This is a genomic window from Denitratisoma sp. (genome assembly GCA_032027165.1).
Taxonomy (GTDB): Bacteria; Pseudomonadota; Gammaproteobacteria; order Burkholderiales; family Rhodocyclaceae; genus Desulfobacillus.
On the sequence record JAVSMO010000001.1, the window covers coordinates 1,920,209 to 1,940,792 of the forward strand.

13 protein-coding genes are annotated in these 20,584 nt (G+C 69.6%); 6 read left to right on the plus strand and 7 right to left on the minus strand.

Going from position 1 to position 20,584, the window contains the following annotated elements; translation table 11 throughout:
• Positions 1–191: 191 nt before the first annotated feature.
• The 4 genes from ROZ00_09430 (at position 192) to ROZ00_09445 (ending at position 5,455) form a co-directional block, all read left to right on the plus strand.
• Complete coding sequence (locus ROZ00_09430) at positions 192–881, plus strand: response regulator transcription factor (GenBank protein ID MDT3736434.1); 690 nt, start codon at positions 192–194, stop codon at positions 879–881.
• The gene (locus ROZ00_09435) at positions 865–2,127 is read left to right on the plus strand and encodes a HAMP domain-containing sensor histidine kinase (GenBank protein MDT3736435.1); all 1,263 of its coding nucleotides are present in this window, start codon (positions 865–867) and stop codon (positions 2,125–2,127) included. Before ROZ00_09430 ends, ROZ00_09435 begins: the two co-directional genes overlap by 17 nt.
• Positions 2,128–2,271: 144 nt before the next feature.
• A complete protein-coding gene (sulP, locus tag ROZ00_09440; protein MDT3736436.1) occupies positions 2,272–4,821 on the plus strand; it encodes a sulfate permease in 2,550 nt (849 codons plus the stop codon).
• 82 nt (positions 4,822–4,903) lie between these two features.
• Positions 4,904–5,455 (plus strand): cob(I)yrinic acid a,c-diamide adenosyltransferase, encoded by a 552-nt coding sequence (locus ROZ00_09445; GenBank protein ID MDT3736437.1) that lies wholly within the window; start codon positions 4,904–4,906, stop codon positions 5,453–5,455.
• A gap of 9 nt (positions 5,456–5,464) precedes the next feature.
• Here ROZ00_09445 and ROZ00_09450 read toward each other — a convergent pair whose 3' ends face one another.
• Positions 5,465–5,986 (minus strand): cyclic nucleotide-binding domain-containing protein, encoded by a 522-nt coding sequence (locus ROZ00_09450; GenBank protein ID MDT3736438.1) that lies wholly within the window; start codon positions 5,984–5,986, stop codon positions 5,465–5,467.
• On the minus strand, positions 5,983–7,083 hold the full coding sequence (gene aroG / locus ROZ00_09455; protein MDT3736439.1) for a 3-deoxy-7-phosphoheptulonate synthase AroG: 1,101 nt from the start codon (positions 7,081–7,083) through the stop codon (positions 5,983–5,985). The genes ROZ00_09450 and aroG overlap by 4 nt, the downstream gene beginning before the upstream one ends.
• 139 nt (positions 7,084–7,222) lie before the next feature.
• Here aroG and ROZ00_09460 point away from each other — a divergent pair, with 139 nt between their 5' ends.
• Entirely contained in the window at positions 7,223–9,895 is a 2,673-nt protein-coding gene (locus ROZ00_09460) for a cation-transporting P-type ATPase (GenBank protein ID MDT3736440.1), read from the plus strand.
• A gap of 42 nt (positions 9,896–9,937) precedes the next feature.
• Here ROZ00_09460 and ROZ00_09465 read toward each other — a convergent pair whose 3' ends face one another.
• The 5 genes from ROZ00_09465 to ROZ00_09485 form a co-directional block, all read right to left on the minus strand.
• A complete protein-coding gene (locus tag ROZ00_09465; GenBank protein MDT3736441.1) occupies positions 9,938–10,732 on the minus strand; it encodes a type IV pili methyl-accepting chemotaxis transducer N-terminal domain-containing protein in 795 nt (264 codons plus the stop codon).
• A 31-nt stretch (positions 10,733–10,763) separates the two neighbouring features.
• On the minus strand, positions 10,764–11,558 hold the full coding sequence (locus tag ROZ00_09470) for a type IV pili methyl-accepting chemotaxis transducer N-terminal domain-containing protein (GenBank protein ID MDT3736442.1): 795 nt from the start codon (positions 11,556–11,558) through the stop codon (positions 10,764–10,766).
• Positions 11,559–11,677: 119 nt separating this feature from the next.
• Positions 11,678–13,111 carry a metalloprotease TldD gene (tldD, locus tag ROZ00_09475; GenBank protein MDT3736443.1) on the minus strand — a complete coding sequence of 478 codons (1,434 nt, stop codon included), beginning with the start codon at positions 13,109–13,111 and terminating at the stop codon, positions 11,678–11,680.
• Between the two features lie 24 nt (positions 13,112–13,135).
• A complete protein-coding gene (locus ROZ00_09480; GenBank protein MDT3736444.1) occupies positions 13,136–13,939 on the minus strand; it encodes a carbon-nitrogen hydrolase family protein in 804 nt (267 codons plus the stop codon).
• Positions 13,936–17,802 carry a YhdP family protein gene (locus tag ROZ00_09485; protein ID MDT3736445.1) on the minus strand — a complete coding sequence of 1,289 codons (3,867 nt, stop codon included), beginning with the start codon at positions 17,800–17,802 and terminating at the stop codon, positions 13,936–13,938. The genes ROZ00_09480 and ROZ00_09485 overlap by 4 nt, the downstream gene beginning before the upstream one ends.
• Positions 17,803–17,904: 102 nt before the next feature.
• On the opposite strand from ROZ00_09485, the gene glnE reads away from it, so the two are divergent.
• Positions 17,905–20,574: a bifunctional [glutamate--ammonia ligase]-adenylyl-L-tyrosine phosphorylase/[glutamate--ammonia-ligase] adenylyltransferase gene (gene glnE, locus ROZ00_09490; protein ID MDT3736446.1), complete on the plus strand. Its 2,670-nt coding sequence runs from the start codon at positions 17,905–17,907 to the stop codon at positions 20,572–20,574.
• Positions 20,575–20,584: the final 10 nt, after the last annotated feature.

Genomic DNA, 20,584 nt, shown 5'->3' on the forward strand with positions numbered 1-20,584 from the left:
TATCGGAGGGAGGGCTGTCGGCGCCTGGCGCTCGCTTCGCCTCTATTTAACGTTCCCTTAACGTAGCCTGTGATATTAGCAGCACGCCGAAAAGCCGGTCGACGGGAATTTTTATTCCGCGATCAAGGTGCCGAATTCTGCTTCGCCCCGCGCCTGGGCGACTACGCCATAATTGCCGCATGACAGCGCAGATGAAAATCCTCGTCGTCGAGGACAATCCGGATCTCGCCGCCAACATCGCCGACTACCTGGAGGCGCGGGGACTCGTGGTGGACGTCGCCGGCGACGGGCCGGCCGGGTTGCGCCTCGCCGCCACGCAGTCCTTCGATGCGATCCTGCTCGACCTGATCCTGCCGGGCATGGACGGCATCACGCTGTGCCGGCGCCTGCGCGAGGATCTCGGGTGCACCACGCCGATCCTCATGCTGACGGCGCGCGACACCCTCGATGACAGGGTGGTCGGCCTCGAGTCCGGCGCCGACGACTACCTCGTCAAGCCCTTCGCCATGCGCGAGGTGCTGGCGCGCATCCAGGCGCTGATGCGGCGCAGCCGCGGGACGGTGGCACCGGGCGCCCTGCAGGTGGCGGATCTGCGCCTGGACACCGCCTCCCTGGCGGTGACGCGCGGCGGCCGGGCGATCACGCTGCCGCCGATTCCCCTGCGCATGCTCTCGGTGCTGATGCGCGCCGCGCCGCGCGTCGTCGGACGCGAAGAGCTGGAGCGCGCCATCTGGGGCGACGCCCCGCCCGACTCCGACGCACTGCGCACCCACCTGCATGCGCTGCGCAGCGCCATCGACAAACCCTTCGGCCTGCCGCTGCTGCACACGAAGCGCGGCATCGGCTGGCAGATCGCCGACCCGGATGCGCCGCAGGCATAGCCTTCGCATCCGTGTCTCCATTGCCTTCGCCGTGCTCGGCGCGGCACTGAGCCTGCTCTTCGCCCTCGGCATCTGGATCGCCGCCCACGACGTTTCGCAGCGTCTGATGGACGAGACGCTGTCGGCGGAAATGGCCGACTACAAGGCGCGGCGCGAGCGCAACCCGGCGTCGCTGCCGCCGGCCACCGCCAGCCTGCGCGGCTACCTGCTCCGGCCGGGCGCGGCGGCCGCCGACCTGCCCGCGCCGATCGCCGCCCTGCCGCCCGGCCGCCATGAACTGCTGCTCGACGGCATCCCCTACCGCGTCGCGGTCGAGGAACGGGCCGGCGAGCGCTACGTGCTGCTGTTCGACGAGACGCGCCAGCAGCGGCGCGAGCGCCGCTTCCTCATTTATCTGGCGGCGGGCGTCGCCTTCATCACGATCTTCGCCACCCTCGGCGGCGTCTGGCTGGCCGGCCAGGTGATCGCGCCGGTGACCGATCTCGCCGAGGCCGTCCTGCGCGCCGACCCCGACAAGCCGCCGCGCCTGGGACGCGCCGCCGATCCCGGCGACGAGATCGACCGGCTGGCGAACGCCTTCGACCATTACCTGGCGCGGCTGGCGGCCTTCGTCGAGCGCGAACGCGCGTTCACCGCCGACGCCAGCCACGAATTGCGCACGCCCCTGGCGGTCATCCGCGGCGCCGTCGAAGTGCTCTCCGACGACCCGGGGCTGGGCGAGGCCCGGCGCGAGCGCATCGCCCGCATCGAGCGCGCCGCCGCGGAAATGAGCGAGCTGACCGACGCCCTGCTGCTCCTGGCGCGCGAAGGGAATGCGCCGGTCGACACGCCCTGCGACGCCGGCCCGCTGGCCGCGCGCTGCATCGAGCGCTACCGCCCGCTCGCCGCGGGGCGCGGCACGCATCTGCAACTGGAGGTGGCGGAGGCGGTCCTGCTGCCCGTGCCGCCGGCCCTGTTCGCCATCGTCGTCGCCAACCTGGTCCATAACGCCGTGGCGCATACGCGCAACGGCCGCGTCCAGGTCACGCTGGACCGGCACAAGCTCGTCGTCGCCGACAGCGGCAGCGGCATCCCCGGCGAGGACCTCGACCGCGTCTTCGACCGCCATTTCCGCGGACCCGAAAGCTCGGGGGCCGGCATCGGGCTCTCCCTCGTCAAGCGCGTCTGCGAACGCGTGGGTTGGCACATCACGCTCGACAGCCCTTCCATGCAAGGCACGACGGCGACGCTCGGTTTCGGTTCTTAACGCTCCCTTCACGCACCACCCGCTAGCATTGCCCTCGCGTTTCGCCGCCCGGGAGCCTTCCGGCTCCGGAAGAATATTTAAATCTGCTAATATTCCACTTTGCCTTCGCCCAACGACCTCGCCCCCCCTCCTGCGCAGACTTCGATGAGACGCCCCTCGATCACTGCAGCCAGGCTCATGCCGTTCCTCCTCTGGTGGCCGATGCTGACGCGCGGCGCACTGCGCGCGGACCTGATGGCCGGCCTCTCCGGCGCGCTGATCGTGCTGCCGCAGGGCGTCGCCTTCGCCACCATCGCCGGCCTGCCGCCGCAATACGGCCTCTACGCCGCAATGATCCCCGCGGTGATCGCTGCGCTGTTCGGGTCGAGCTGGCACCTCGTGTCGGGACCGACCACGGCGATCTCCATCGCGGTGTTTGCCGCCCTGTCGCACCAGGCCGAGCCGGGCTCGGCGGAATACATCCGTCTTGTGCTGACGCTGACCTTCCTGGTCGGCGTCTTCCAGTTCGCCCTCGGACTGGCGCGCCTGGGCATGCTGGTGAACTTCATCTCCCACACCGTGGTGATCGGCTTCACGGCCGGCGCCGCCATCCTCATCGCCGTCAGCCAGGTGCGCAACTTCCTCGGCATCGACATCCCCCGCGGCACGCCGCTCCATGAAGTCTTCCGCCTGGTCTTCGTCCAGGCCGGCGACATCAACCCCTGGGTGACCGGCATCGGCCTGGCCACGCTGGCGACCGGCATTCTTTCGCGCCGCTACCTGAAGCGCGTGCCCTACATGATCGTCGCCATGCTGGTCGGCAGCCTCGTCGCCGAGGCGCTGGTGCTCTGGCGGGGCGCAGCGGCCGGCATCGCCACCGTCGGCGCCCTGCCGGCGCAGCTGCCGCCGCTGTCGCTGCCGGACTTCTCGCTCGACGCGCTGCGCGTGACGCTCGGCCCGGCCCTGGTCATCACCATGCTGGCGCTGACCGAGGCGGTGTCCATCGCGCGCGCCATCGCCGTGCGCTCCGAGCAGCGCATCGACGGCAACCAGGAGTTCATCGGCCAGGGCCTGTCCAACATCGTCGGCGCCTTCTTCTCGGCCTACGCCTCGAGCGGCTCCTTCAACCGCAGCGGCGTGAACTACGAGGCCGGCGCGCGCACGCCGCTGGCCTCGGTGTTCGCCTCGCTGTTCCTGCTCGTCGTGCTGCTGGCGGTGGCGCCGCTCGCCGCCTACCTGCCGACCGCCGCCATGGCCGGCATCCTGTTCCTCGTCGCCTGGGGCCTCATCGACTTCCATCACATCCGCCACATCTGGCATACCAGCAAGGCCGAGACGGCGATCCTCTTCGCCACGCTGGTCGGCACCCTGGTCAACCTGGAGGCCGGCATCTTCCTCGGCGTCACCCTGTCGCTGATGATGTATCTGCACCGCACCTCGCGACCGGAAATCGTGCCGCTGGTGCCGGCGCCGGAGGCGGGGGCCTACCACTTCGTGCGCGCCCAGGGCCATCCCGAATGCCCGCAACTGCGCATCGTGCGCATCAACGGCGCCGTCTACTTCGGCGCCGCCAGCTACGTCCAGCAGGCGCTGCAGGAGATCGACGAGGCCAACCCGCAGCAGAAGTCCGTGCTGATCGCCGCCGCCCGCATCAGCCACATCGACATCGCCGGCGCGGAAATCCTCGCCCAGGAGGCGCGCCGGCGCCGGCGCCTGGGCGGCGGCCTGTATTTCTACCGCCTCAACCAGGGCGCGCTCCAGTTCCTCCGCCAGGGCGGCTACCTGAAGGACATCGGCGAAGGCGCCTTCTTCCCGGTCAGGAGCGACGTCACGCGCGCCCTGTACTGGACGCTCGACCCGGACGTCTGCCGCAGCTGCACCAAGCGCATCTTCAAGGAATGCCACAGCGGCGTGCTGCCCGACGGCCTGCGCCGGCAGCGCCTGCTGTTCGCCACCGACGGCAGCGAGTACAGCGAGCGGCCGCGCGAGATCGCCCTGGCCCTGGCGCGCGGCTTCGGCGTCACGCTCGACGCCACGACCGTGGTGGCCTCGCCCGACGAGGACGGCCAGGCGCGGGCGCGGCTCGATGCCGTGGCCGATGCGGCCCGCGCAACCGGTGTCGACTGCAAGCCGATTGTTCGCCATGGCAAACCTGCGGTGAAGGAGGTGCTCGCCGCCGCCGCCGAAGCCGCCGCCAACATCCTCGTCATCGGCCGGCGGCCGCCGCGCGGCGACCTCAAGGAGCGGCTGCTCGGCGACAACGCCGCGCAGATCATCGCCGGCGCGCCCTGCCATGTCCTGATCGCCGGCTGGAAATCCCGCATGTGGCGCCGTCGCATCCTGCTCGCCGCCGACTTCGCGGCCTGCGGCGGCGCCCTCGACATCGCCGCCCAGCTCGCCCGGATCTCCGGCGTGCCGATCACCCTGCTCGCCGCCGGCGACGCCACACCCGAAAGCCGGGCCGCCGACGCCGGGCATGCCGCCGGCCTGCTCGGCATCGAAGGCTGCGCCTGCGACGTGCGGCTGGCCGCCGAGGCGCTCGTTCCGGCGACCCTGCGCGCGGCACAGGAGCTCGAGGCCGACCTGGTCATCCTGTTCGACCAGCGCCGCAAGACCGTCGACCAGATCGTCGGCGCGCTCGATTGCGCCGTGCTGGTGGTGAAGGTCGGCGTCGACCTGCTCGACATCGAGGCCGCCGTCGCGAAACAGGCCTGATGCCGCTGTCGCTTGGCCGGCCGTGCGTTACCCGCTAAACTCGCCGTCCTGCACAGACTGACTTTTCAGGGGATTCGCGCGCATGGGCCACCGTCTTTCGAAAATCTACACGCGCACCGGCGACGCCGGCACCACCGGCCTCGCCGACGGCTCGCGCGTCTCCAAGGATTCGGCCCGCATCGCCGCGCTGGGCGATCTGGACGAGCTCAATTCGGTCGTCGGCCTGCTGCTGACGGAGGACTTGCCGGAGGATATCCGCGCGCTATTGACCGGCATCCAGCACGACCTCTTCGATCTCGGCGGCGAAATGGCGATTCCCGGCGCGGCGCTGCTCGATGAAAAGAGCATCGACGGACTGGAGGACGCCATCGACCGCTACAACGCGGACCTTGGACCGCTGAAGGAATTCATCCTGCCGGGCGGCACCCGCGCCGCGGCGCTGGCGCATCTGGCGCGCGGCGTCTGCCGCCGCGCCGAGCGGCAACTGGTCGGCCTCGCCGCGGCCGAGGCCGTCAGCGAAGCCGGACGCAAGTACGTAAACCGCCTGTCGGATCTGCTGTTCGTGCTCGGCCGGACGCTGAACCGCCTCGCCGGCCGCAGTGACGTGCTCTGGCAGAAGGATCGGAAGCGCTAGGCGACGCTGCTAAGCCGCGTCGCTGCCATCGGCGCGGAACACCACCAGCTTGCCGCTGGCCGTACGCAGCCGCTGCGAGAGCAGCAGCACCAGTTCCATGAGTATCTTGATGCCGAGCCTGGGATTGTCGGCGATGATGCGCGACAGGCCGTCGCGGTCGAGCACGGCGAACAGGGTTTCCTCGAGCGCGATGCAGGAGGCGAAGCGCGGCTCGCCGTCGATCATGGACATCTCGCCGAGGATCTTGCCCGGCCCGGCCAGGCCGATGCGCCGCGGCACGCCGGCCGGATCGTTCCTGACGATCTCGCACTGTCCGTCGAGCGGGATCAGCATGAAGTCGCCGCTGTCGCCCTCACGGATGACGATGGCGCCCGCCGGCGCGCGGTAGCAGCGCATCTGCGCCGCCAGGATCCCGATCTCGCCGCGCTCGAAGTCCTCGAACAGCCGGATGCGCTCGATGATCTCCAGAATGCGATCGACGAAGGACGTCGCATCGCCGAGATGGACCAGGCCGGGGAAACGCTCGCTCACTCTTTGCCGAGCAGGGCCACGCGGCGGTCGCGCACCGCCTGGGCAAGCAAGTCGAGCAGCGCGACCGAATCCTCCCAGCCGAGGCAGGCGTCGGTGATGCTCTTGCCGTACTCGAGCGGCTTGCCCGGCACCAGGTCCTGGCGGCCTTCCTTGAGGTGGGATTCGACCATGACGCCGAAGACGCGGTCCTCGCCGGCGGCGAGCTGGGCGGCGACGTCGCGCGCCGCCTCCATCTGCCGCCTGAAGTCCTTGCGGCTGTTGCCGTGGGAGAAGTCGACCATGACGCGCGCGGCGAGGCCGGACGCGCCGAGTTCCTTGCACGCCTTGTCCACGCTGGCCGCATCGTAGTTCGGCTCCTTGCCGCCGCGCAGGATGACGTGGCAGTCCTCGTTGCCGTTGGTGGACACGATGGCGGAGTGGCCGGACTTGGTCACCGAGAGGAAATGGTGCGGCTGCTGCGAGGTGCGGATGGCGTCCACCGCGATCCTGATGTTGCCGTCGGTGCCGTTCTTGAAGCCGACCGGGCAGGACAGGCCCGAGGCCAGTTCGCGGTGCACCTGCGACTCGGTGGTGCGCGCGCCGATGGCGCCCCAGCTCACGAGATCCGCGATGTACTGCGGCGTGATCATGTCGAGGAACTCGGTGGCCGCCGGCAGGCCCATCTCGTTGAGCTCGACCAGCAGGTGGCGGGCGATGCGCAGGCCCTCGTTGATCTTGAAGCTGCCGTCCATGCGCGGGTCGTTGATCAGGCCCTTCCAGCCGACGGTCGTGCGCGGCTTCTCGAAATACACGCGCATCACCACCAGCAGGTCCTCGGCGAGGCGGTCGGCCTCGGCCTTCAGGCGCATGGCGTACTCGACGGCGGCGTCGAAGTCGTGCACCGAGCAGGGGCCGACCACCACCAGCAGGCGGTCGTCGGCGCCGTGCAGGATGCGGTGGATGGCCTGGCGCGCGGCGAAGGTGGTCTCGACCGCCTTCGGCGTCGGCGGAAACTCGCGCAGCAGGTGCGAAGGCGGCGCCACCTCGTGGATGTCGCGGATGCGCACGTCGTCGGTGACGGCGCGCGGATAGGCCAGGCCGCCCTTCGGACCGGGCATGACGGAGGCGATGTTCGGCTTGCTCGATTTGTTCGGGGGGTTCATGTTCGGCCGCGCTGCCTGTGACTAAGGTCTTGCATTTTAACGCAAAGCCGGCGGACTCGTTGCCGTGCGGCAGGGCGCGCAGGAGAATGGGCGCATGCACCTCCACCAGCTCGGCGCCGAACAGGCGCTCGCCAGCCTGAAGACTTCCGCCGCCGGCCTCGATGCGGACGAGGCACGGCGACGGCTGGCGGAGTTCGGACCGAACCATGTCGAAGAGGTCGGGCGCGAACACCTGCTGCTGCAGTTCGCCCGCGAGTTCACCCACTTCTTCGCCCTCATCCTGTGGCTCGGCGCGGGGCTGGCCTTCCTCGCCGAGCATTTCGACCCGGGCCAGGGCATGGCGCGGCTGGGCATCGCCATCGTCGGCGTCATCCTCATCAACGGCTGCTTTTCCTTCTGGCAGGAATACAAGGCGGAGCGGGCTTTGGCGGCGCTGCGTCGCCTGCTGCCGCAGACGGTGCAGGTCGTGCGAGCCGGCGAGGCGACGCGGATCGACGCCGCCGGGCTGGTGCCAGGCGACGTCGTCCTGCTGCAGGAAGGCGACCAGGTGCCCGCCGACTGCCGCGTCGTCGAGGCCTTCGGCCTGCGCGTGAACACCGCCACCGTCACCGGCGAATCGCTGCCCAAGGCGCGCGACGCAAAAGTCAGTCCCGAGGAGACGGCGCTCGCGGCGAAGAACCTGCTGCTCGCCGGCACCGCGGTGGTCTCCGGCCAGGCGCGCGCCGTGGTCTACGCCACCGGCATGCGCACCGAGTTCGGCCGCATCGCCCACCTGACGCAGACGGCGGGCGAGGCCACCTCGCCCCTGCAGCGCGAGATCGCGCGGTTGTCGCGCCTCGTCGCCCTGCTCGCCACCGGCATCGGCGTCGTCTTCTTCCTCATCGGCCAGGCGCTCGGCCTGCCGTTCTGGGAAAACTTCCTCTTCGCCGTCGGCATCATCGTCGCCAACGTGCCGGAGGGGCTGCTGCCGACGGTGACGCTGTCGCTGGCGATGGCCACCCAGCGCATGGCGAAACGCAACGCCCTGGTGCGCCACCTGCCGGCGGTGGAGGCGCTCGGCTCGACCACCGTGATCCTCTCCGACAAGACCGGCACGCTGACGCAGAACCGCATGTCGGTGCGGCGGCTCTGGCTCGGCGGCGGGTTGTTTTCCCCCGAGGATCTCGCCGCCCAGCCGAACCTCGCAGCCGACAACCGCGCCCTGTTCGAGAACGCCGCGCTATGCCACAACCTGAAGGAGATCGACCGCCACGGCCGGCGCGAGCGGGCGGGCGACCCGATGGAGCTCGCCCTGGCCGAACTGGGCCGGCGCGCGGCCGGCGCGCTGCCGGGCCACGTCCGCGTCGACGAGCTGCCCTTCGACACCGACCGCAAGCGCATGTCGGTGCTGTGCGACACGCCGCAGGGGCGCGTGCTCTACTGCAAGGGTGCGCTGGAAACGGTGCTCGCCTGCTGCGACCGCGTGCAGCTCGACGCCGGCATCGTGCCGCTCGATGACGCGGTGCGCACGCGCCTGCTGGCGGCGCAGGATGAAATGGCGGTAGCCGGCCTGCGCGTGCTGGCCTTTGCCCAGCGCCCGGCCGAGGGCGCCCTGCCCGCGACGGAGGAAGGCCTGCTGCTGGCCGGGCTGGTCGGGCTGGAAGACCCGCCGCGGCCCGAGGTGCCGGACGCCGTCGCGCGCTGCGCCGCCGCCGGCATCCGCGTCGTCATGGTCACCGGAGACCATCCGCACACGGCGCTCGCCATCGCGCGCGAAATCGGCCTGGTGAAATCCGCCCAGCCGGTCGTCGTCACCGGCGATCAGCTACGTCGGATGACGGCGGAGCAGCTGCAGCTGGCGCTCGACGCCCCGGAGATCCTCTTCGCGCGGGTGGCAGCGGAACAGAAGATGCTGATCGTCGAGGCGCTCAAGCACAAGGGCGAAACCGTGGCGGTGACGGGCGACGGCGTGAACGACGCCCCGGCGCTGAAGGTCGCGCACATCGGCATCGCCATGGGCCTCTCCGGCACCGACGTGGCGAAGGAGGCGGCCGACCTGATCCTGCTCGACGACAACTTCGCCAGCATCGTCGCCGCCATCGAGGAAGGCCGCGCGGTGTTCGACAACCTGCGCAAGTTCCTCACCTACATCCTCACCTCGAACATCCCCGAACTGGTGCCCTATCTCGCCTTTGTCATGTTCAGGATTCCGCTGCCGCTCACCGTCATCCAGATCCTCGCCGTCGACCTCGGCACCGACATGCTGCCGGCGCTGGCACTGGGCGCCGAGCGGCCCGACCCGGCAGTGATGCGGCGCCCGCCGCGCGCACGCGGCGAGCGGCTGCTTTCCTGGGGCCTGCTCGCCCGCGCCTACCTGTTCCTCGGCGTGATCCAGGCGGCGGCGGCGCTGGCGGCCTTCTTCCTCGTGCTGCATGCCGCCGGCTGGCAATACGGCATCGCACTGGACAAGGCCGACCCGCTCTATCTGCAGGCGACCACCGCCTGCCTCGTCGCCATCGTGGTCATGCAGGTGATGAACCTCTTCCTCTGCCGCCACCCGCTGAAATCCTCGCTCGCCTTCGGCCTGGCGGCGAACCCGCTCATCCTCGTCGGCCTCGCCGCCGAACTGGCCCTGATCCTCGCCATCGTCTACACGCCGGCAGGCAACTGGCTGTTCGGCACGGCACCGGTCGGTGCCGACGTCTGGCTGCTCGCCCTGCCCTTCGCGGCGGCGATGTGGGGACTGGACGAGGCGCGCAAGGCCTGGCTGCGCAGGGCCGGTAAATAAAAAAGCCGGCCCCGGCCGGCTTTTTTGGCACCAGGACAACCGCTACCTGGCACCCTGCAGCTTTTCGTACATCCCGGTGGCGTTGTCCATCACCTCGAGGATGCGTTCGCTGGTGGTGGCGACGTTCTGCATCAGCATCGGTTTTTCGCCCTTGCCCTTCAGCGCGGTCTCGAAGAAATCCCACTGCACGCGCCCGAGCTCGAGCTCCTCCTTGATGGCGCGCGTGTTGATCGACGCGCTTTCCAGTTCCTTGAAGCCCTCGATGAATTCCTTGCGCGCCTTCTCGAGTTCCGCGGCACCGTTGGCCGGGGCCACCCCCCAGGCGAGTGCCTGGTAGAACTTCGCCATGCGTTGCGACAGCATGCGCTGGCGGCCGGCGATGTTCACCAGCCGGCCCTGTGTCGTGCCGGCGTGCTTCTCGAGCTGGACCGTGCCGTTGTGGGCGATGCGCAGCACCTCCTCGTTGACCTCCATGATGCGCTGCGCCGCCGCCTGGCTCGGCTTGGCGCCGACCAGCAGGTCCTTGTAGCCCAGCCAGGCCCGCTCCAACTGCAGGTAGGTGTCCTTGATCTCGGCGGTCGGCGCGAAATTCTTGAGCTCCACCAGCTGCTGGTCGAACAGGGAAATGGATGTGTCGAGAATCTTCCTGGAGCGCGCCGCGTCGACGTTCTGGCCGGCCTGCAGGTAGGCCTTGGCCATGCGCTGCGACAGCATGCGCTGGCGGCCGGCCTTGTTGATGGCGGAGTTGATGTCCGCGATCTGCGCCTGCGCCTCCGGCACCCCCATCCCGAACACGGCGATGCAGCCGACCACCCAGACGAGCTTGTTGAGGAACATGGGCCTATCCTTTATGCGATGAAGCGGTTGATCACTTGTTCAGTTTCTCGAACATGGCGGTGACGTTTTCCAGGGCGTCGAGCAGACGCTCGCTGGCGAGCGCCATGCCGGCGGAGCCGGCCTTGCGGTCGGGCGACTTGCTGTCGAGCAGTGCCTCGACGGCGGTCCATTGCTGGCGGGCCTTCTCGAGCTCGTCCTTGATGTCCTTGGTGGTGGCGGGGGCCAGCGCCAGGGCGCGCATGCCGACATTGAATTCCTTGCGAGCCTTTTCCAGCTCTGCCTGCGCATTCGCCGGAGCGGTGCCCCAGGCGAGGGCCTGGTAGAACTTGGCGATGCGCTGCGAGAGCATGCGCTGCCGGCCCGCCATGCCCACCAGCGGGCCGCTTTCCGTGCCGGAGATCTCGACCAGTTGCGTCGTGCCCTTGTGCGCCAGCTCGAGCACGCGTTCGCTCAGCTCGAGCACCTTGCGGGCGCCTTCCTTGCTGGGCGCCATGCCGATCAGCACGTCCTTGTAGGCCAGCCAGGCGGTTTCCAGCAGCAGGTAGGTGTTCTTGACGTCGGCATTGGGCGCGTAGTTCTTCAGCTCGACCAGCTGGCGGTCGAAGACGGAAACCGAGTAGGTCATGTTGCGCCTGGACTGGTCCGCATCGGCGCCCAGGCCGACCTGCAGGTAGGCCTTGGCCATGCGCTGCGACAGCATGCGCTGGCGGCCGGCCTTGTTGATGGCCTCGTTGACATTGGCGATCTGCGCCTGGGCGTCGTGGGTGGCGGCGTCGAAGCCGACGGCCAGCACGGCAAGGCCGAGTGCGGCAAGCAGTCTTTTCATTGGCAGGCTCCCTTCGGCCGCAGTTCGCCCTGGCGGACGGGTTCCGGGTCCGTTCGAAGGCCGTATGCTAGCCGGGCGGTGCCTGCAACTGATTGACGAAAGTCAATCCTTGAAACCGCCTAGCCGGTGCCGCCCACCGTCAGTCCGTCGATGCGCAGGGTCGGTTGGCCCACCCCCACCGGCACGCTCTGCCCTTCCTTGCCGCAGGTGCCGACGCCCGGGTCGAGCCTGAGGTCGTTGCCGATCATGGAGACGCGGGTGAGCGCATCCGGGCCGTTGCCGATCAGGGTCGCCCCCTTCACGGGCTGGGTGATTTTTCCGTCCTCGATCAGGTAGGCCTCGGCGGCCGAGAAGACGAACTTGCCGCTGGTGATGTCGACCTGGCCGCCGCCGAAGTTGGCGGCATACAGGCCCTTCTTCACCGAGGCGATGATCTCCTGCGGATCGCGCTCGCCGTTGAGCATGCAGGTGTTGGTCATGCGCGGCAGCGGCAGATGGGCGAAGGACTCGCGGCGGCCGTTGCCCGTGGGCGCCACCCCCATCAGCCGCGCGTTGAGCGAATCCTGCAGGTAGCCGGCGAGGATGCCGTCCTCGATCAGCACGGTGCGCTGCGTCGGGTTGCCCTCGTCGTCGACCGACAGCGAGCCGCGCCGGTCGGGAATCGTGCCGTCGTCGACCACCGTGACGCCGGGCGCGGCGACGCGCTCGCCGATGCGGCCGGCGAAAGCCGAGCTGCCCTTGCGGTTGAAGTCGCCCTCGAGTCCGTGGCCGATCGCCTCGTGCAGCAGGATGCCCGGCCAGCCGCTGCCCAGCACCACCGTCATCTCGCCGGCCGGCGCCGGCCGCGCGGCGAGATTCACGCGCGCCTGGTGCACCGCCTGCCTGGCGTAGTCGCGCAGCACGGCATCGGTGAAATAGCCGTAGTCGTAGCGGCCGCCGCCGCCCGCCGAGCCCTGCTCGCGGCGGCCATGCTCCTCCATGATCACCGTGACGGAGACGCGCACCAGCGGCCGCACGTCGGCGGCGAGATGCCCGTCGGCGCGCGCGATCAGCACCACCTCGTAGACGCCGGCGATGTGCGCCATCACCTCGACGACGCGGGAATCCTCGGCGCGGGCGAAGCCCTCCAGCCGCTCCAGCAATTTCACCTTCTCGGTATCGGGCAGCGAGGCCAGCGGGTCGGCGGCACCGTAAAGCGCCGGCGCCGGCTTGCCGGCCCGCAGCGGCGCCTGGCTTTGCCCCCCCTGCGCCGCGATGGCGCGTGTGGCCTGCGCCGCCGACCTCAAAGCCGGCAGCGAGATCTCGTCGGAGTAGGCAAACGCCGTCTTCTCCCCCGAGATGGCGCGCACGCCGACGCCGCTCTCGATGTTGAAACTGCCCGACTTGACGATGCCCTCCTCCAGGCTCCAGGCCTCGGAACGGCTGTACTGGAAATACAGGTCGGCATAATCGAGCCGGTGGCGGCAGAGGTCGCCGAACACCGTTTCAAGCTGATGCGCGGACAGGTCGAAGGGGGCCAGCAGGCGGGATTCGGCGGTATCGAGATGGTTCATTTCGTTGTCGTGTCGGGGTGTGTGTCAAAGTTTGCGGTGCTGCAGCGCCGGCAGGCTGGCGCGCCAGTCGGCGATGCGGTCGGGGTCCATCTCCGCCGTCACCACGCCCGGTCCCTTGGGCAGGCGCTCGAGCACCGCGCCCCAGGGATCGACCACCATGCTGTCGCCCCAGGTCATGCGCCCGCTCGGGTGGGTGCCGCCCTGGGCCGAGGCCAGCACGTAGCAGAGGTTCTCCACCGCCCGCGCGCGCAGCAGCAGCTCCCAGTGCGCCTGGCCGGTGGTGTGGGTGAAGGCCGCCGGCACCACCAGCAGGTCCACCGGCCCCATCGCCCGGTACAGTTCGGGAAAGCGCAGGTCGTAGCAGATCGACAATCCCACGCGTCCGACCGGGGAATCGAAGGCGACGACCTCGCTGCCGGCTTCGATGGTCTGACTTTCGTTGTAACGTTCGGTTCCGCGCGTGAAGCCGAACAGGTGGATCTTGTCGTAGCGCGCCACCCGCCGGCCGGCATCGTCGTACACCAGGCAGCTGTTGCGCACCTTGTCGGGACTTGACGCTTCCAGCGGAATGGAGCCGCCGACCAGCCAGACCTTGTGCCGTTGCGCCGCCTCGCGCAGGAAGTCCTGCAGGGGCCCTTCGCCGTCCCGCTCGCGGGCGCGCACCTTGTCCGTCTCGTTGCCCGAGATCAGCGGGAAGTATTCCGGCAGGGCCACCAGGCGGGCGCCCCCAGCCGCCGCCGCGGCGACGAGCGCGTCGGCCTCGCGCAGGTTCTGCGCGATGTCCGGTCCGGAAACCATCTGCACGGCGGCAATGCGGGTCGAGGTCATTGGATCGCATCCTCCCTTTTCGTGGCCGCCTGCTTCTGGATCTTCTCGACCTTCGGATCGCTCCAGCTGCCGGTAACGGCGTACTCGAAGGCGAACATCTGCCCGAACGGATCCTTGAGGAGCTTCTGCGCCACCCAGGCGGCGGCGCCGACGGCCGGATTGGCGATCATGGCGCCGACGGCCAGCGTCTCGCCCAGCGCCGGCTCGACGCGCACGAGCAGGTTCTGCGTCTCGGCGGGAATGCTGACCTCGCCCGTCATGAAGATCTTCGCCGACGGCCCCTGGATCTGCAGGTCCTGGGTGCTCATCACGCCGCGCGCCACCTTGGCGCTGCCGGCGATGCTGTCGAAGGCGAAACCGTCGCTGAAGATGTCGCGAAAATCCAGGGTGATGCGCCGCGGCAGCGATTGCAGGCTGAGTATGCCGAGCAGCCGGCCGACGCCCGGCTCCAGCTTGTTGAACTGGCCGCGCGCGGCCTCCGCCTTCAGCGTGCCGTCGAGCGAGGCGTGGTCGATCTGCGTCGGCGTTCCCGCCCAGGACACCTTGCCCTCGAGCCTGGCCGTGCCGCGCTTGACGGCATCGGCGTAGCCGAGCCGCTCCAGCATCCCGCCGATGTCGGACACGTCGAGCTTGAAGTTGAGCTGCGTCCCGCTGCCGCGCCAGAGGCCGTCGGACACCAACGTGCCGTCCGGATTGGCGATGCCCAGCCTGTCCAGCTTCCAGGCGTTGTCCACGTTGGTCGCCAGCAGTTCCAGCCGGCCCAGCTTGTGGCCGCGCAGGGTGAAGCTTTCCGCCACGATGTCCAGTCCTGGCAGCTCGCGCAGCGGCTCCTCGGCGATCAGCGACTTGCCCGGGCGGGTCTCCCCCAGCGTGAAATGCTTCAGGCGCGCCCGCAGGCGGCCGCGCTCGTCGGCCCGCCAGGAGAACTCGCCGGCCACGTCCCGGCTCGCCACTTGTGCCTGCCAGGTATCGCCCTGCAGCGAGGCGCGCAGGTTGACGTCGTGGAAATGCCGGTCGAAGGCGGTCAGCTCCGCCGTACGCAGGCTGATCTGGCTCACCGGGTGGCCGCCCCCTCCGCCATTGCCGCCATTCGCCGCGAACAGGCCGCGCCAGAAGTCCACATTGAAGGCCGGGACATTGGCCGCCAGCAGGACGCCGTTCTCGGGCAGCGGCGGCGCCTCGCCGATGCCGACGACGCCACGCTCGATGACGGTCCGCTCCTTGTCGTGCCGGCGATAAAGATGGGCGGCCAGCTCGCTGCCCAGGTTGATGCGGACCTGGTCGCGCGCCGCATCCGCCGCAGCAGACGCGCTGCGCTCGAACTTGAAGGGCAGCGTCTCGGTCGAGGTCTTGTTGAACGGCTCGGGCAAGCTGGAGGCGATGCCCTGCAGGTTCGACTCCAGCCTCACGTCGGCGTTGCGGTTCTTCACCAGGACGGTGCCGCGCCAGGCGGCGCTGCCCGACAGGTGCTCGAGCAGGCGATGGTCCATCGACTTGCGCATGTTGGCGATGTTGAGGCTGCCCTGGGCATTGATGGCCACCGCGCCGTCGCCGCGCGTGGCGGCGTTGATGACGAGCGGCGAGCCGAGCAGCTGGGCGCGCGCATCCTTCATGCTGACGCTGCCGCCGGTGAACTGCAGGCGGCCGTTCACCTCGGTGAGGGGCGGCAGGTCGCTGTCCACGGTCAGCTCGTTGCGCAGGAACTGGTAGTCGCCCTCGATCAGCGTGTTGGCCAGCTGGCGCAGCGGGATGGTCAGCTTCAGGCCCAGGGTGCCGCTGCCCGTCGCGCGCATGCCTTCAGTGAAGCGGTCGATCTGAGCGGAGACCGGACTGGTCTCGATGAAGCGCAGGAAGTCGGCCGTCGGGCCCGCGGCGCGGCCGGCGATGCTGATGATTTCCTCCGGCGCCTCCAGGTCGGGAATCTCGGCGCTCACGCCGGACACCGTGACGCCGTAGATGCTGCCCTTGTCGGCCCGAATCAGCATGCGCTTGCCTTCGAAGAGCAGGCTGCCGTCGATGTTGTCGATGCCCGGCCAGCCCGGCGCGTAGCGCAGGTCGGCGCCGGCGATTTTCGCCGAGACCTGGAAGAGGCCCTGCTTGCCGTCGGCAAAGGGGAAGTCCTTCAGGTCGCCCTTCAGGCGCAGCCGCGCGTCGTCGGCGCGCCCGCCGGTGATGGAGGCGCGCAGCCAGTCGCGCACGTCGCGGTTGACCACCAGCGGCATGTAGCGCCACACCGCCGCTCCGTCGGCGCGGCTGAGGCGTGCCGTGATGTCGATCTCGCCGGGGCCGTCGAGGCTGCTGCGATAGCGGCCGGCGGCGCTGCCGGCGGCATCCTTGTTGTCGAAGTCGAGGTTCTTCAGCTGCACGTCGATGCGGCCGTCGGACAGCGTCCAGTTCGCCTTGGCGTTCAGCTGCTCGAATTCCAGCCGGGGATCGGCGAACACCGTCGGCAGTTCGAGTGCGGCGGCGCGGCTGTCCAGGCTGGCGTGGCCGCCTTTCTCGTTGCCCTCGATGCTGCCCGTCAGCCCGACGAAGCCCGGCCAGTAGCCCTGCGCACGCAGGCCGAGGCCCTCGAAACGGGCACGCACGTTGAAGCTGGAAAGCGCGCCGGCCTCGCCGTTCCAGCCCAGCTTGAGATCGAAGATGCGGCCGCTCGGCGCGTAATCGGCCAGCGTCTTGCGCGTGCCGGCATCCAGCGGCAGGAAGCCGGCCAGCCGCGCCAGCACGTCGAGGTCGAGGCCGTTGGCGGCGACCTCGCCCCCGGCCGGCTGCTTGCCGATGGCCGGCGTCCAGCGCAGGCTGAAATCGGTCGGCAGGAGCGTAATGCCGTCGCGCGTCGCCAGCGCCAGCTTGCGCGACGCCACCTCGAAGCCGTTCTGCGGCAGGCGGCCCGAAATGCGGCCGGTGAGATGGGCGAGATCGAGCATCGGCAGGTTGCGCGCCAGCCGCAGCCTGACGTCGCGCAGGGCGATGTCGGCCGTCAGGGCGTTCAGGCGCTTTTCCGCGAAGCCCAGCCACAGGCGCATGCCGCCGGCGCCCTGCGGCAGCTCGACGGGGTAATCCACCCAGGCGCGCCAGCCGGCGAGGTCGGCGTAGTCGAGCTCGGCGTAGACCTGCCCCTTCCAGGACTCCAGGCGGTCGAGGTCGGCGCCGCGGAAATCGCCGCGCACGTCGAGGCGCGCGGCCAGCTCCCGCGGCGGCACGGCGGTCAGGCCGAAGCGATGGCGGCGGCCGTCGTTCTGCAGGATGAAGTTGAGCTGGGCAAGCTCCAGAGGCGGCGCGCCGCGCTGCTCGTCCTCCCAGCGGATCGAGGCGTTGCGGATGACGATGCGCTCCTGCGACAGCAGCCAGTCCGAAAGGTCGCTGCCGCTCGCTTCGGCGTTGAGCTGGATGCCGGCGACGAAGATGCGGCCGCCCTTCTCGCGGCGGATGTGCAGGGTGGGCGAATCGACCTCCAGCCGGTGCAGGCGCAGCTGCCAGCGCCACAGCGAGGCCCAGGACAGCTCGGTCTCGACCGTGTCGAAAGTCAGTCCCGGGCGGCCGGCGGCGTCGTGGATGCTGAATCCGCGCAGGGACAGCTGCGGCCGCAGCCCCTTCCAGTGCGTGTCGATGCGGGCGATGCTCACCGGCAGGCCGGCCGCCTGCGAGATGCCGCGCTCGATGTCGGCGCGGTAGTTCTCGATGTTCGGCAGCACCGAATAGCGCAGCGCCAGGATGATCAGGGCGAAGCCGAAATAGGCGAGCCAAAACCCCCACACCAGCGTGCGGCGCAGCCAGGCGGGAATCAGGCGGGGAAGCTGGAGAAGACGCGCAAAAAGGGATTTGCGCGGCGGCGGCGAATCGATCGAAGTCCTCTCGTGCATCAAAGGGTTGAGGGCGCCCGGACGACATGCCAGTACAATGCGCCCGATACGCTCTATTTGTTTGATTTTACCCTTAAACGTTCAATCAGCCTTTCCGACGACATGTACCCGGCCACCCTGGACGACATCCTGCCGCTCAGCCGTTTCCTGGCCCGACTCATCGAGAGCCGCCCGGAAATCGGCGATGCGCTTCGCGCCGACCTGCAGACCCCCTGGAATGCCCCGGCCATGCGCGAATACCTGGCCGCCGAGGCGACCGGCGAGGCGGCGCTGCGCCCCGGCCTGCGCCGCCTGCGCGCCCGCGTCATGGCACGCACCGTCGCGCGCGACCTGGCCGGCCTCGCCGACCTCGCCGAGGTGACCGAGACCATGACCGCCCTGGCCGACGAAACGGTGGCGCATGCCGCCGCCGTGCTCTCCGCCGCCCTCGTCGCCCGCCACGGCACGCCGCGCTCGCCGACGGGCGAAGCGCAGGAGCTGGTAGTCATCGGCATGGGCAAGCTGGGCGGGCGCGAGCTGAACGCCTCCTCCGACATCGACCTGATCTTCGTCTACCCCGAGGACGGCGAGACCGACGGCGAGGGATCGCGCCTGTCCAACTTCGAGTTCTTCACGCGCCTCGGCCGCCAGCTGATCGGCGCGCTCGCCGAGATCACCGGCGACGGCCAGGTCTTCCGCGTGGACATGCGCCTGCGGCCGAACGGCGACTCCGGCCCGCTGGTGGCGAGCTTCGACATGCTGGAGAACTATTTCATCACCCAGGGCCGCGAGTGGGAGCGCTACGCCTGGATCAAGGCGCGGCCGCTGTGCGGCGCGCGCGGGGACGACCTCTCCGCCCTGGCGCGTCCCTTCGTCTTCCGCAAGTACCTCGACTATGGCGCCATCAACGCCATGCGCGAATTGCACGCGCAGATCCGCCGCGAGGTGGCGCGGCGCGACATGGCCGACAACATCAAGCTCGGCCCCGGCGGCATCCGCGAAATCGAGTTCATCGCCCAGGTCTTCCAGCTCATCCGCGGCGGCCGCGACAAGGCCCTGCAGATCCGGCCGACGCTGCAGGTGCTGGCGCTGCTCGCCGAGCGCGGCATCCTCGACGAATCTGCGGTGCGCGAACTGACCGTCGCCTACCGCTTCCTGCGCAACCTCGAGCACCGCCTGCAGTACCTCGACGACGCGCAGACGCACACCCTGCCGGAGAACCCGGGCGACCAGGCACTGATCGCGCGCGGCATGGGCTTCAACGACTACGCCGCCCTGCTGGAGGAGCTCGACGACCATCGCGCCAACGTCAGCCGCCGCTTCGAGGCCGTCTTCGCCGATCCCAACCGCGACGGACACGATCTCGCCGCCGCCTGGCAGGGCTGCGAAAGCGGCGAGGCGGAACGGGAACTGGCCCGCCTCGGCTACGGCGATGCCGCGGGCGGCGCGCAGCGGCTCGCCGGCATCCGCAACGGCAGCCGCTACCAGCAGATGCCTGCGGGCATCCGCGAGCGCTTCGACGCGCTGGTGCCGCGCCTGATCGAGGCGGCGGCGGCAACGCCCAACCCCGACGCCACGCTGGCACGCGGTCTCGACCTGCTGGAAACGATCAGCCGCCGCGCCGCCTACCTCGCCCTGCTGCAGCAGTACCCGCAGGCCCTGCAGAAGGTGGCGCAGCTGGTGGGCGCCTCGAGCTGGGCGGCGACCTACCTGACGCGCCATCCGGTGCTGCTCGACGAACTGCTCGACGCGCGCCTGCTGGAAGTCGCACCCGACTGGGCCGCCTTCCGCACCCAGCTGGCGCAGGACCTCGACGAGCACGAGCCGGACACCGAGCGGCAGATGGACATGATGCGCGAGGCCCACCACGCCCAGGTGTTCCGCCTGCTGGCGCAGGACCTCGCCGGCCTGCTGCCGCTGGAGAAGCTCTCCGACCATCTCTCCGAGCTGGCCGACATCATGCTCGACCTCGCCAGCCGGCTGGCCTGGCGCAAGCTGCTCAAGCGCCACCGCGACACACCGGCCTTCGCCGTCGTCGCCTACGGCAAGCTGGGCGGCAAGGAGCTCGGCTACGCCTCCGACCTCGACATCATCTTCCTCTTCGAGGACGACCATCCCGACGCGCCGGAGAACTACGCGCGCCTGGCGCAGCGCATCAACACCTGGATATCCAGCACGACGCCGGCCGGCATCCTCTTCCAAACCGACCTGCGCCTGCGCCCCAACGGGGAGTCCGGCCTGCTCGTCAGCTCGGTCGAAGCCTTCCGCCAGTACCAGATGGAATCAGCCTGGGTGTGGGAACACCAGGCGCTGACGCGGGCGCGCTTTTCCGCCGGAGACGCCGGCATCGGGCGAAAGTTCGAGGCCATCCGCATCGAGGTGCTGCGCAAGCCGCGCGACCTGGCGGAACTCAAGCGCGAAGTGAGCGCCATGCGCGAGAAGATGGCCGCCGCCCACGCCAACAAGAGTGCGCTGTTCGACATCAAGCACGACCGCGGCGGCCTCATCGACGTCGAATTCATCGTGCAGGCCCTGGTGCTGGGCCATGCGCACGAACACGCCGAGCTCACCGGCAACCTCGGCAACCTGGCCCTGCTGAAGATCGCCGCCGGCCTCGGCCTCATCCCCGACGAGCTCGCCGAGCGCGTGCGCGATGCCTACCGCACGTACCGCAGGCTGCAGCACAGCCTGCGCCTGAACGACGCCCAGTACGCCCGCGTCGAACGCGGCAGCCTGGCGCGGGAAATCGACGGCGTGCAGGAACTGTGGCGGACGGTGTTCGGGCAGGACTGAGGCGCGCCGG

What these genes read in the sequence shown, in the direction of transcription:
- ROZ00_09430 (MDT3736434.1), top strand. Translation starts at nt 192, where the DNA reads ATGAAAATCCTCGTCGTCGAGGACAATCCGGATCTCGCCGCCAACATC.
- ROZ00_09435 (MDT3736435.1), top strand. Translation starts at nt 865, where the DNA reads ATGCGCCGCAGGCATAGCCTTCGCATCCGTGTCTCCATTGCCTTCGCC.
- sulP (MDT3736436.1), top strand. Translation starts at nt 2,272, where the DNA reads ATGAGACGCCCCTCGATCACTGCAGCCAGGCTCATGCCGTTCCTCCTC.
- ROZ00_09445 (MDT3736437.1), top strand. Translation starts at nt 4,904, where the DNA reads ATGGGCCACCGTCTTTCGAAAATCTACACGCGCACCGGCGACGCCGGC.
- aroG (MDT3736439.1), bottom strand. Translation starts at nt 7,083, where the DNA reads ATGCCCGGTCCGAAGGGCGGCCTGGCCTATCCGCGCGCCGTCACCGAC.
- ROZ00_09460 (MDT3736440.1), top strand. Translation starts at nt 7,223, where the DNA reads ATGCACCTCCACCAGCTCGGCGCCGAACAGGCGCTCGCCAGCCTGAAG.
- ROZ00_09465 (MDT3736441.1), bottom strand. Translation starts at nt 10,732, where the DNA reads ATGTTCCTCAACAAGCTCGTCTGGGTGGTCGGCTGCATCGCCGTGTTC.
- ROZ00_09470 (MDT3736442.1), bottom strand. Translation starts at nt 11,558, where the DNA reads ATGAAAAGACTGCTTGCCGCACTCGGCCTTGCCGTGCTGGCCGTCGGC.
- tldD (MDT3736443.1), bottom strand. Translation starts at nt 13,111, where the DNA reads ATGAACCATCTCGATACCGCCGAATCCCGCCTGCTGGCCCCCTTCGAC.
- ROZ00_09480 (MDT3736444.1), bottom strand. Translation starts at nt 13,939, where the DNA reads ATGACCTCGACCCGCATTGCCGCCGTGCAGATGGTTTCCGGACCGGAC.
- ROZ00_09485 (MDT3736445.1), bottom strand. Translation starts at nt 17,802, where the DNA reads ATGCACGAGAGGACTTCGATCGATTCGCCGCCGCCGCGCAAATCCCTT.
- glnE (MDT3736446.1), top strand. Translation starts at nt 17,905, where the DNA reads ATGTACCCGGCCACCCTGGACGACATCCTGCCGCTCAGCCGTTTCCTG.